Genomic DNA, 11,714 nt, shown 5'->3' on the forward strand with positions numbered 1-11,714 from the left:
GGAGGCATCGCGCAGTGCGGCGGTCAGGCTCGCGGATGCGGGCGTGGCCTATGTGCGATGTCCAGTCTCCGGCAACAACGCGATGGCAGAGGCGGGCGAGCTCACGGCCTTGGTCTCGGGCGACCGCGCCGCGTACGAGCAGGTGGGCGATCTCATCGCCTGCTGGGGTCCGAGGCGCTTCTACTTGGGCGCCGGCGAAGAGGCGAGGCTCATGAAGCTCGTGCTCAACCTCATGATCATGCTCACGACCGGCATGCTGGCCGAAGGCCTCGCGCTCGGCCGCAAGGGCGGCCTGCACTGGGACGACATGTGGAGCGTTATCGCGGCGAGTGCCGTCGCCTCGCCCATCGTGAAAGCCAAGGCAGGCGCACTGTCCCATCGCGACTTCGCACCGACATTCACCGTCGACCAGATGCAGAAGGACGTGGGCCTTATCATGGATGCCGGCAAGGGCCTGCAGGTGCCGCTGGGCCTCACCGCGCTCGCCGCGCAGTGGCTCGTCAGCGCTGCGGCGCGCGGCGATTCGCAACGGGACTACGCGAGCGTGATCAGGGTGGTCGAAGCCGCCTGTGGACTCGACGCGTCACTGGAGGCCTGACATGAGGCTGCGAAGGCAGGACCTGCGTGGTCACGGGCGCGGCGTTTTAAATTACGGCGTGGAGACCAACCTTAAGTATCCGCGACCATCGATACCAGCGCAACACATGAACAATAGCGGCCGATCATGGCGCGGGCCGTTTTAAACCGCAGGAACGAGCCGCTACAGCAAGTGAACCTCCAACGCGGTCGAGATATCTGCTCGGCTTCGGTGTCGTTCATGCGCCAAGGAAAATACCCTGCGGCAACAGAGATAAGCAAGGAGGAGAGAGACATGAAAATCGGACTGCACCGTCGAACGAGTGTTGCGGCAACGATCGTGGCTATTTCGTTGTCGACAATGGCGTCCCCAATTGCTTTCGCGGGAGAGAAGATCTTGAGCGAAGTCACTTCGCTTGAGAACGAATACTACTCGAATTGGGATCGTGGAGGTAAAGCTGCTGCTGAAGCGCTCGGCTATGAGTACGTCACGATGACAAATGGTGGCGATCCGTCCAAACAGTTGAGCAACTTCGAGGCTGCCATCAGTGCTGGAACACGTTTGTTTTTCGGCGTTGCGCAGAGCACCGGGAACATCCGTCCAATCGTGGAAAAAGTAGCAGCAGCCGGCGGTTACTACGTCGGAGCTTGGGACACGCTCCCCTGGTTCCATCCTCTGGATGTTTCGAAAGGCGCCTACGCACCATGGTCCTCTCCAGACGATAGTGATGCCGCATACCGCCTCGCGGTCTTGATGTTCAAGAAGATCGGTGGAAAGGGCGATGTCGTGCACATCACCGGCTTTGCCGGATCGAATCCGGACACTGCTCGTAATGATGGATTCGATCGAGCACTGAAGGAATTTCCTGGGATAAAGGTAATCGTCACCCAGACGGCAAACTGGAATCAGGACGAGGCGCGCAAGGTGATGGACAGCATCATCATTGCGCATCCAAAGTTCAATGCTGTTTTCGGCCAGAATGATTCGGTCGCCATCGGCGCTATGCAGGCATGCGAGGAAGCCGGCATCCAGGTTCCGATTGTCGGTCTGGATGGTAACGCAGAAACGCTAAAGTTCATCAAAGAAGGGCGCCTTCTCGCTACCGCCAGCTTTACACCAGAATTTCAAGCAGGTTGGACGGTAGTGAAGGCATACGACGTCGCTCACGGGTGGAGGCCAGATCCCATAGAAACGATGATGTTCACAGGAACGGTCATCGTGACGGCCGCCAACGTGGACACGTACAGCAAGTGGCTGAGGGGCGGACTATCTCCTTTTGATTGGAAAAAGATGTCGCGAACGCTCCATCCAGACGACTGGGACATTCAATATCCCGTCACAGTCGCTGATCCGTTGGTCCTCTGGAATAGAACCGGCATCAAGCGACCGGAGGGTTACGAACTTCCCAAGGCCTATTTGGATGCGGTCGCGGCCGGTAGGGTCGACGCTATCAACAAGCTATACGCCGCACACTATAAGACGAAGATTCCCCAAGACGCTCTGGGTGTTTCCCAATAGCGACGCCTGACTTGGCGCGGGAACTGCGTATATCGCAGTTCCTCGCCGCATCGATGGAGCCGTATATGTCCGCCGACACGACAATAGCGATCGCTGGTACTGGACGAATCCCCTTTGTGAAATTCATCCCCGTCCTTTTTTTGGCGACTCTCTGCGTTGCGTTTGAAGCTGCTAACCGCAATTTCATAACAGCATCCAATCTGCAGAATATTATTTTGGCGTCCTCTATACTTCTAATCGTCGCATCCGCAAGTACGTTTGTGATTCTACTCGGCTGCGTTGACCTCTCCGTTGGCGCAGTGGTGTCCCTGGCGGGCCTCTTAACCGCAATGGCGGTCCCGGTGTTCGGCACGAGCGTCTTGCTCTTGGCTACGCTTGTTGGGCTAGTGGTCGGGCTCATCAACGGAGCCCTCCACGTAGGGCTTCGCATCCCATCCTTCTTGGTAACCTTGGGAACGATGACCGCGCTGGGCGGTGTCGCGCTCCTGCTCAACAATGGCGCGCCTGTTCCCATTCTCGATAAGAACTTTGTCGCGTTGGCCAGCGGCACGCTTTTCCCTGGCATTCCGAACATCGGTCTTTGGGCATTTGCCTGTTATGCCGCACTCGTTGTGGTCGATCGCCGGAGTCTGTTCGGCAGGCATGTACTCGCAATCGGCGGCGGTGAGCGCGTCGCAAAGCTGATCGGGATTCCTGTCGCTAGACGAAAGATCGAGGCATTTGCCCTCTCAGGAGCTGCGGCAGGTTTCGCGGGCGCTCTATTGGTTGCGCGATTGGAAACTGCAGCGGTTGCCATGGGCGACGGAATCAATCTGCAGACAATTGCAACGATCGTAATCGGCGGAACGTTCATCACCGGTGGCGTGGGAAGTGTGGCGCGCACGTTGACTGGCGTTTTGGCGGTGGTCGTTCTTGCAAACGGCTTAGATATACTGGCGGTGCACCCTTATTATCAGACCATCATCAAAAGCCTGATGGTTCTTATTGCTGTGGTGATCATGAGTGAACGCAACGTGGGGATCCTCAAGTGAACAATTGTGGCTGCTCATCTCGGGCGTCTTCGGTTCGCCTTGCCGCAGAGAACGTAAGCAAGACGTATGGCGGGATACCGGTCCTCGAATCTGTTTCGCTCGAGATCCGTCGTTCTGAAGTACTTGGCATTGCCGGTGAGAATGGTGCCGGAAAATCCACGATGATGCGGATGCTCTGCGGTATAGCTCCGCCAAACACGGGGACGCTCAAGCTCGATGGTTCGCTCTACAATCCGTCGAACTATGCTGAAGCGGTGCGCGCCGGGATTTCGATGGTCTTTCAGGAACAAGCGCTCATCCCCAACATCCTGGTCTACGAGAATATGTTCCTCGGTCACGAAAAGGCGTTTCGCAATCGCGCCGGGATGGTAGATCGCGAAGCCGCAGTCTACGCCGCCCGGGACGCGCTCCGTGAGCTTGAGCTAAATCATATTAGCCCTCGGGCAGTGGTGGCGGATCTTCCGTTTGAAGACCGGCAGATGGTTGAAATTGCCCGTGCCTTCGCACTTGCGAATCTGTATGGCGTCCGAGAACCGATCGTGCTCCTCGACGAGCCCACTGCAGCGATTCCAGAAGAGGAAGTCGAGACGCTGTTTCGGCGCGTAGAATCCCTCACCGATCGATGTTCGTTCGTACTGATTACGCATCGGTTATCGGAATACTTCCGGCTTTGTGACCGCCTATATGTATTTAAGGACGGTCGCAACGTCTCGGAGGTTGGTCGGGATGAGATGAGCGAGACCCGGCTGCACGAGCTTATGGTGGGCCGAGTGCGGTCACTGCACTACTATAAGGAAGATCGGCAAGGAGTTGCGTTGCAGCAGATGGAAACTGCGCTTGAGGTGCGAGGTCTGTGCGGTCGCACCATAAAGGATGTGTCCTTCGTCGTACGTAAGGGTGAAGTGCTCGGCATTGGGGGCCTCCTCGGATGCGGTAAGGACGAGATTGGGGACGCAATTTCGGGTGCTGCATTACCTTCGAAGAGCGGGGAAGTCGAAGTGGACGGACGTCCGCTACCTATCCGTCGACGTACCGAAGCGGCTATCGCGGCAGGAATTGGGTATGTGCCGCGAGAGCGAAAGACGGAAGGCCTTATCCCCTATCTTCCTCTGAAGTGGAACGCGAGTTTGGCTTACCTTCCACACATAAAATACTGGGGTCTTCCATGGATCGACAGCGCGTTGGAGAACGAGCTAGTAAGTGCGCAAATGCGCAGGCTGCGTATCAAGGCTGCTGATGTGATGCAGATCTGTGCGCATCTGAGCGGCGGCAATCAACAGAAGGTGGTATTGGCAAAGTGGCTCATGTGCCGACCGAATGTTCTCGTGCTGCAGAACCCTACGAGGGGCATCGACGTCGGCGCCAAGGAGGAAATCTACTCGCTGATTCGCGACCTGACAGAAAGCGGAGTTGGAATTCTACTTATTAGTGACGATTTACCGGAACTGATCGGTCTTAGCGATCGAATCCTTCTCATGAAGGAAGGCAGCATTGTAGATCAGTGTTCGGCCCCACCTGGCGCGAAACCTCCGGAAGATCAACTCATTCGGCATATGGTCTGAACGCGCCACCGTGCGCACCCGCTGGGAGCTATCATGATGTATCTTCTGGTTATCGGACGAGCAATGAAATTGGACCTGACATTTCGTCATTTTCGAACGAATATACGAAGGCAGCCAGTTGTCTTGCTTTTACCGGTCGCATTCCTCATTACCGAAATTCTCGTATTCTCCATCGCAAACGATCGGTTCCTTTCGGCTCCGAATGTCCTTAATATAATGCGGCAGTCGGCCGTCTTATTGCTCGTTGCATCGGGTCTCAGTTTTGCTATTTTGATCGGATCGGTCGATCTTTCGGTCGGCGCGATCGTTACGCTATCGGCGATTGCCGTCGCGCTCCTCGTTCGCGATGTGAATGCAGGACTTTGGGCTTTTGCGGCTGCAGCGGCTATTGGCCTCGCGGCGGGGGCGACAAACGCGTGCTTCCATCTTTTCGGCCGAATTCCGTCCTTTCTAGCAACACTAGGAACGATGGGCATCTTCACGGGTATTTCGAATATACTCGGAGGCGGATTTAACATCCATTTCGACGAACCCGTAGTCAAATGGATGGCAGCCGGCCGGCTTATCGATCCCATTCCGAACGTGGCTCTTTGGTCGCTCATCTTATTCGGCGTCGTATCGTTCGTCGGCGCGCGAACCCACTTCGGGCGATACGTCGTGGCCGTCGGCGGCGGAGAAACTGTAGCCCGCTTGTCCGGTGTCCGTGTTGGGGTCGTAAAGGCCGGGGCATTCTTAATGAGTGGTCTGATGGCCGGGATTGCCGGGTTCCTTCTTGTCGCTCGCGCTGGCTCCGCGACTCAGAGAATGGGCGATAGCTTTATGCTCGAAGCTCTTGCTTCGGTGGTGATCGGAGGTACGGCGCTATCAGGCGGGATTGGCGGTGTCCATCGAAGCATTATGGGTGTCTTGGTGATCGGCGTAATGAGCAATGGCCTGAACGTGGTGGGCGTGCATCCGTTTATCCAGACGATCATCAAGGGTGCGGTCATCATTCTCGCAGTCGCTCTGACGCTCGACCGATCGAAAAGCGAGTTCGTGAAATAGAGACGCCGGACGTAACGATCGGCGCTCGTGTCTTCAGATGGGAGAATTCGGCATCCTGACTGCCGATGCCCTTGATCTTTGCGCGGGCGTTCGATGGGTGCGTTCACCGTAGGGAACGGCGGTGCTGAGAGCTGCGCTTGGCGATGACTGGCGACCGACGATCCGGCACAATCAGAGTATCCTCGGGCCAAGCCACGAGCGCGAGGTTCACAAACCGTCGTAGATATTTCGGGATCATTCCAGCATACTCTTCAACTTTTCCCAGGAGACAGCCATGAGCAGATCAGCAAGCCCCTCTCGTCGCACCGCGGTCACGCCCGAGTCGTCGGGTGCAGCAAGCCCGGCCGCCGGTCAGCCCTCCGACAGCGTGGCCATCGTCGTGATCCTGCCGGTCAAGGCGGAAGCCCGTGACCGGTTCCGCAAGATGCTCTTCGCGGTGGTTGAGGCGATGGTGAAGGAGCCCGACTTCGTCAACACCTGGGTCCACGAAGACCTGAACGATCCGGACACGCTCGTCCTGTACGAGACGTGGGCTTGCAGCAGCGAGCACCTCCTTGAGCATCACCTGAAGAAGCCTTACAGGCAGGCCTACGAGGCGGCGCTCCCCGAGATGCTCAAGGCCGAGCGGCGTATCGTCTTTCTGAAGCCCGCGATGGCGGTCTATCCCAAGCAGCGCGCCTGAGCTCGAACCGGGATTGCGTCCATGCGTGAATTCGTCTTCGAAGCCCATATCCCGCGCGTGGTCTTCGGCGCAGGGTCGCTGAAGCACCTCGGCCGCGAGATCGAGGCGCTCGGGGCGCGTCGCGCTCTCGTGCTGTCCACGCCCGAGCGGGCTGCACCCGATCGGCGCGTCGCCGAAATGCTCGGGTCACGAGCCGCGGGCGTGTTTCAGCACGCGGTCATGCCCGTCCCGATCGAAGTGGCGAAGCGCACCGCCTGGATGCGGATTGCGCAGTCGCGATAGGCGGCGGTTCGACCACCGGCCTTCGGCTCGATTCGTTAGGTGCTGTCTACCGGACGGCTGGATTGAAGAGGAGGATCGACAAATGTCTCAGGCAATGATTGACGAAACGCATGATGGGCTTCAGAAACTCTATTTTGTCTGCCTAACCCGCCCCGCTCGGCCGCTGGCGGAGTTGGAAGAGCATCTCGGCAGCCACAAGGCTTATCTATCGGCGCTGGAACGAAATGGAAAGCTGCTTGCGGCAGGTCCGCTTCTAGGGGAGGGAGCGCGTTACGACGGGAACGGACTAATCGTGTACCGCGTCAAAACTCGCGAGGAAGCGCAGGAACTAGCTGAAAATGATCCGTTTCACATACGCGGCCTGCGGTGCTACGAGCTTTTGCCGTGGCAAGTGAATGAAGGTAGCTTCGAAGTGCGATTGCTTTTCTCGACAGGCAAGTTCGATCTCGGCTGAGACAAAGAGCCGGGCCCTGGCGTGCAGACTCTGTGCGCAGAGCCTGGACGCTGCGATAGATGCCGCGCCGGATTTTCTTGTCGGTGATGAGCGCGAAGAAGCGCTCGACCTGATTGAGCCAGGACGAACTGGTAGGCGTGAGATGGACATGCCAGCGCGGCCGTTTGGCGAGCCAGTTGCGGATCATTGGCGCCTTGCGCGTGGCGTAGTTGTCCATGACGAGATGGACCTCGAGGCCGCCGTCCCGTGCGGCCTCGATCTCGTCGAGGAACTTACGGAACTCTGCGGCACGGTGACGGGAATAGCATTTGCCGATGACCTTGCCCGTCGCAATGTCGAGCGCCGCGAAGAGCGACGTCGTGCCGTGGCGCGTGTAGTCGTGGCTGCGCCGCGCGGGCTGACCGGGGCGCATGGGCAACATGGGTTGGCTGCGATCGACGCCTGGATTTTGGACTTCTCGTCCACACACAGAACGACGGCATGCTGGGGCGGGGAGACGTAGAGGCCGACCACATCGCGCACCTTGGCCACGAAATCCGGATCGGTCGAGAGCTTGAACGTCTCCATCCGATGAGGCTGCAAACCGAAGGCTCGCCAGATGCGCTGCACGCTTGAGACCGATAGCCCGCTTTCCTTCGCCATGCCGCGCGAGCTCCAGTGGGTGATCGGCGCGTGCGTCCTTCGAGGATGGCAGCTTCATCTACGAGATCCTGCTGGGGGCAGGTGGCGCGCTCGCGCTCGCGCTCGTGATCGGCATCATGCTCGCGGCTGTCGCGTGGCTGATGGCGCGCGTTTGACCGAAAGGCCAGGGCATTCTTCAGGTCGACGGCTATGCCGGCTACCGCAAGCTGGCCGACCGCGGCGATGTCCGCTTGGCATTCTGCTGGTCGCATGTTCGGCGCGGGTTCTATGAGCTCGCCGTCTCTGGTCCGGCGCCGATCGCCAGCGAAGCACTCGAACGGATTGCCGGGCTCTACGCCGTCGAGAAAGACATCCGCGACCGAAATCCCGAGGACCGCCGAACGGTCCGATCCGCGAAAAGCCGTCCCCTGGTCGACGCGCTCGAACCGTGGTTGCGCGCAAAGCTCGGCCAGATCAGCCAGAAAAGCAAGCTTGCTAAAGCAATACGCTATGCCCTGTCGCGCTGGGAGGGACTGACGCGCTTCATTGATGACGGCCGCATCGAGCTCGACAACAACACCGTCGAGCGCTCCATGAAGAACACCTTGTTCGCAGGTTCCGACGGCGGTGCCGAGCATTGGGCGACCATCGCTTCACTCATCGAAACTTGTAAGCTCAACGAAATTGATCCGCTCGCGTACTTGACCCAAGCTCTCACCAAAATCGTCGACGGTCATCCCAATCGCGACATCGATCAGCTGCTCCCGTGGGCCTACCGACAATCCCTTCTCAAAGCCGTGGCTTGAAAACGACAGTCTTACGGTATACCCGCATTCGCTTAGGCAGCATCGGAAGGAAAGGATTGAGGCCGCGATTTTCGCGACTATGCCGTTATCACTTCAGTCGTACTACCAGTCTAAGAATTGTCTCGTAGAGCCCGGCCAAAGTTTTTTTTAATCGAATGTTCTCGGACTGCAGCTCCTCGAGATTGCGATTCAGAGGAGAGTGATCGCGTTCAAATTGATCGAGAACAGAGGACCCATTTTGGGGACGATCTTTCTTATGCTCCACAACGCACCTCCTATTGTTCCAAATAATTGGTCTCTTAGAAGAATTACGAGCTGCAGGCGGCTCGCTAGACACTCGCACCGTACACGTATAAGGAGCGGCGCCGAGCGGCATATGTCTCACATCGCGCATCCCCTTCGTTCAAGCCCAACGGTCAAAAGGAACCGCAAGCCTGGAAATCACGACTTCAGGTGGCCGCAGAACATCGCTTTCGACTCAGGACACTAGGATTCAGTTTTAGGTATTCGACGCTGTGCAGATCGTCGGTGCGGGTACTCTTCTCTATTAGCTGATAGGGACTACCCATCTCCTCAAGCATCCAGAGACATTGGGGGTTTCCGCAGAGTTGCAGCATCGTTCCGCTCCAAACAACGCGGCATTAGCGCCGACATCAATAATCTAGTGACAGGCACAATTTGGAATGCCTTCGATAATTCGCTTGTGGCCCTGAGCCGAAGAGGCCCGAAGTGCTCGGGCTTGCCTGGCAGGTGAACGATGAAGGAAACGGTCTGGTTCATGGTTCGTGGCCTCAAGCCGCCTTCTTCACAGCGATGCCAGAGCCTGACGCCCGGCAGCTAGCTGCTGTGCCACCTCGGCGACGCGCGCGCCCAGATGCTCGGCGGTGCGCAGGTCCGCGAGCGGCGGCACCACGTCGGCGCTTTCGTCGGCGTTGGACTGTGCCGCCGCGCCGAGGAAGAAGCCATGGCGATTGAGCGTGTCCTCGGTGGACTTGGAGTTGTTGTGCCCCGGCGGGAGGCCGAGGTTCACCCAGTGCATGCCATGCTGCGCGGCGAACACCGCGATCTGCTGCAGCGTGGCCAGCTTGTCGCCGGAACGTGAAGCGGCGTTGGTGAAGCCGGCCGCCACCTTGTTGGCCCACTTGCCGCCCTTGGCGAACACGTTGCGCGAAGTGGCGTCCATGAACGCCTTGAACTGGGCCGACGCACTGCCCATGTACGTGGGCGCGCCGAAGATGATGCCGTCGGCTTCTTCGAGCGTGCTCCAGTGCTGGTCGATCTCGTCGACGCTGATGAGGAGGCTCTCGACGCCGGGCACGCTGCCGGCGCCGCGGGCGACAGCCTGCGCCTGCTTGGCGGTGTGGCCGTAGCCGCTGTGGTAGACGGTGGCAACCCGGATGGTGTCAATGCGAGTCATGGCGGTTTCCTGTGGTGAGGGGTGAGGGGTCAAAGGTGGTGGAACACAAGGGAAATATCGACGTTCCGCTGCGGCTTGGCATCCGATGAGGCCGATGGGGATGTGCTACGGCGTCGAACGTCGCCTATCGGGAAGCCAGGCGTCTGGCCGCAGACAGCTCGAACCACAGATAGATCGTCATAGACACGAGCGGCAGCACGGCGCCCGTCACCGCCATCTAGCCACGGTTGAACAGGAAGCCGGCCGCCGATGACGCCAAGGCTGCTCCGATCAAGAAGACGCTCATGTGCGATGCGAGCGATGCCTATCTGCTGGCTGACCTCCTGCGCAACGATGGCCATCGCTGGACGCCCCTGTCGCCGCAGTCCGACTCGATCCGCGCCTTGCGCGCTCTGGTGCGTGCTCGTGACGATTTGGTGGCCGCGCGCCTTGCAACAGCCAATCAACTGAACTCGAAGCTTGACGCTTTCTGGCCAGGTGCGGCGAGCATCTTTGCCGCCGTTGAGTCGCCCATTTCCTTGGCGTTCCTTCGCCGTTATCCAACGCCAGCCAAGCCGGCTCCGCTGGGCGAGGCGCAGCTGGGGCGCTTTTGCCGTTCCCAGCACTACAGCGGTCGTCGCAGCGCCTCGTTGTTGTTGTTGGCTCGCCTGAGTGCGGCCCCACAGGGCCACACCGGCGAGATCACCACTGCGGCGATGGGCGACGCGGTTCTGGCCTCGGTGGCAGTGCTGGAGTCCGTGCTCACGCAACTGGCCCTGCTCACCCGACGTATCGAGCGTTTTGTCGAGTCGCTGCCCGACGGCTGGATCATCATGTCGTTCCCGCGCGCCGGGCGCATATGCGCCGCGCAGCTCCTCGCGGAGCTGGGCGACGTGTGAGAGCGCTTCCCCAACGACGAGCGGCTGGCCGGCGTTGTGCCGGTGACCTACGAGTCGGGCATGACGCGCTGCGTGGCCTTCCGCTGAGCCTGCAACCACCGCTTGCGGCGAGGACTCACGTGTCTGGCCGACAACTCGCGCCACACCAATCTCTGGGCTCGCGGCATCTACACGGCCGCTCGTCAGCGCGGCTTCGACCATCCTCACGCCGTACGCATCCTCGCGCGTGCTTGGCTGCGTGTGCTCTGGCGCGCATGAACCGACCGAAAACCCTACGACGCCAGTCTCCACTTGTCTGCCCTCAAGACTTCTTCTCCGGGCGGGAGTTGACACTGGATGTCTCACAGGTCGATCTCCATGCCGTCGTGCGCAGCGTCGATGCCGTGAAACAGCAGCTGCGCGCACTCGTCAGCAGCTCTTGATGTACTCGTGATCTCGAAGCCCAAGCGGAAATCCTGGTAATGGGGCTTGCACCATTGCATGAGACTCTCAAAAAAGGACACGCGAGGCTGCGTGTCCTTGCAATGTAGTGAACCGGCGCACACGCCGCCAACCGGCGAGATATTCATTTTGAACATCTCCGTCGTTGGAGCTCGCCGCCGCCATTTCTATATTTGCTTCACGCCACCACGCCGCCGCGGCGTTCGTAGACCGACTGAGGAGACATTCACATGCTGACCTTGGTTGCCTACCTGCACGCCAAGCCCGAGAAGCGCCTGGAGCTGGAAGCGCTCCTGCGCTCGTTCGTGGAGCCCACGCGGCGCGAGCCCGGCTGCATCGAGTACCACTTCCATCGCGATGCGGAGGATCCGGACGTGTTCATGTTCTACGAGAACTGGCGC

12 protein-coding genes and 2 pseudogenes are annotated in these 11,714 nt (G+C 59.2%); 11 read left to right on the forward strand and 3 right to left on the reverse strand.

Annotation, left to right across the window (positions count from 1 at the left end; all coding sequences use genetic code 11):
* The 8 genes from ACFFWD_RS02000 to ACFFWD_RS02035 form a co-directional block, all read left to right on the forward strand.
* Positions 1 to 598 (forward strand): NAD(P)-dependent oxidoreductase (locus ACFFWD_RS02000; protein WP_376960913.1); only part of this gene is annotated, 598 nt, incomplete at its 5' end.
* A gap of 273 nt (positions 599 to 871) precedes the next feature.
* Positions 872 to 2,095, forward strand: coding sequence for a sugar ABC transporter substrate-binding protein (locus ACFFWD_RS02005; protein ID WP_376960915.1), 1,224 nt, complete (start codon positions 872 to 874; stop codon positions 2,093 to 2,095).
* Positions 2,096 to 2,160: 65 nt separating this feature from the next.
* The gene (locus ACFFWD_RS02010) at positions 2,161 to 3,126 is read left to right on the forward strand and encodes an ABC transporter permease (RefSeq protein ID WP_376960917.1); all 966 of its coding nucleotides are present in this window, start codon (positions 2,161 to 2,163) and stop codon (positions 3,124 to 3,126) included.
* The gene (locus ACFFWD_RS02015) at positions 3,123 to 4,688 is read left to right on the forward strand and encodes a sugar ABC transporter ATP-binding protein (RefSeq protein ID WP_376960918.1); all 1,566 of its coding nucleotides are present in this window, start codon (positions 3,123 to 3,125) and stop codon (positions 4,686 to 4,688) included. Before ACFFWD_RS02010 ends, ACFFWD_RS02015 begins: the two co-directional genes overlap by 4 nt.
* Positions 4,689 to 4,721: 33 nt before the next feature.
* Positions 4,722 to 5,732, forward strand: coding sequence for an ABC transporter permease (locus tag ACFFWD_RS02020; protein ID WP_376960920.1), 1,011 nt, complete (start codon positions 4,722 to 4,724; stop codon positions 5,730 to 5,732).
* A 274-nt stretch (positions 5,733 to 6,006) separates the two neighbouring features.
* Entirely contained in the window at positions 6,007 to 6,414 is a 408-nt protein-coding gene (locus ACFFWD_RS02025; RefSeq protein WP_376960922.1) for a putative quinol monooxygenase, read from the forward strand.
* A gap of 21 nt (positions 6,415 to 6,435) precedes the next feature.
* On the forward strand, positions 6,436 to 6,696 hold the full coding sequence (locus tag ACFFWD_RS02030; RefSeq protein ID WP_376960924.1) for a hypothetical protein: 261 nt from the start codon (positions 6,436 to 6,438) through the stop codon (positions 6,694 to 6,696).
* Between the two features lie 94 nt (positions 6,697 to 6,790).
* A complete protein-coding gene (locus ACFFWD_RS02035; protein ID WP_376960932.1) occupies positions 6,791 to 7,150 on the forward strand; it encodes a YciI family protein in 360 nt (119 codons plus the stop codon).
* Between the two features lie 28 nt (positions 7,151 to 7,178).
* Here the strand turns inward: ACFFWD_RS02035 and ACFFWD_RS02040 are convergent.
* A pseudogene (locus tag ACFFWD_RS02040) lies at positions 7,179 to 7,834 on the reverse strand (IS630 family transposase); the annotation flags it as partial.
* Positions 7,835 to 7,959: 125 nt separating this feature from the next.
* On the opposite strand from ACFFWD_RS02040, the pseudogene tnpC reads away from it, so the two are divergent.
* Positions 7,960 to 8,577: pseudogene (tnpC, locus tag ACFFWD_RS02045) on the forward strand (IS66 family transposase); the annotation flags it as partial.
* Between the two features lie 805 nt (positions 8,578 to 9,382).
* Here tnpC and ACFFWD_RS02050 read toward each other — a convergent pair.
* On the reverse strand, positions 9,383 to 9,994 hold the full coding sequence (locus ACFFWD_RS02050; protein WP_376960926.1) for a flavodoxin family protein: 612 nt from the start codon (positions 9,992 to 9,994) through the stop codon (positions 9,383 to 9,385).
* A 227-nt stretch (positions 9,995 to 10,221) separates the two neighbouring features.
* Here ACFFWD_RS02050 and ACFFWD_RS02055 point away from each other — a divergent pair, with 227 nt between their 5' ends.
* A complete protein-coding gene (locus tag ACFFWD_RS02055) occupies positions 10,222 to 10,872 on the forward strand; it encodes an IS110 family transposase (protein WP_376960928.1) in 651 nt (216 codons plus the stop codon).
* A 341-nt stretch (positions 10,873 to 11,213) separates the two neighbouring features.
* On the opposite strand, the gene pqqA is transcribed toward ACFFWD_RS02055, so the two are convergent.
* Positions 11,214 to 11,441 carry a pyrroloquinoline quinone precursor peptide PqqA gene (gene pqqA, locus ACFFWD_RS02060; RefSeq protein WP_376960930.1) on the reverse strand — a complete coding sequence of 76 codons (228 nt, stop codon included), beginning with the start codon at positions 11,439 to 11,441 and terminating at the stop codon, positions 11,214 to 11,216.
* Positions 11,442 to 11,543: 102 nt separating this feature from the next.
* Between pqqA and ACFFWD_RS02065 the strand changes: the two genes are divergently transcribed.
* Positions 11,544 to 11,714: putative quinol monooxygenase (locus tag ACFFWD_RS02065; protein WP_376960934.1), on the forward strand; the 171-nt coding region annotated here is incomplete at its 3' end.

The organism is Bradyrhizobium erythrophlei, assembly GCF_042430365.1.
GTDB classification, from domain to species: domain Bacteria; phylum Pseudomonadota; class Alphaproteobacteria; order Rhizobiales; family Xanthobacteraceae; genus Bradyrhizobium; species Bradyrhizobium erythrophlei.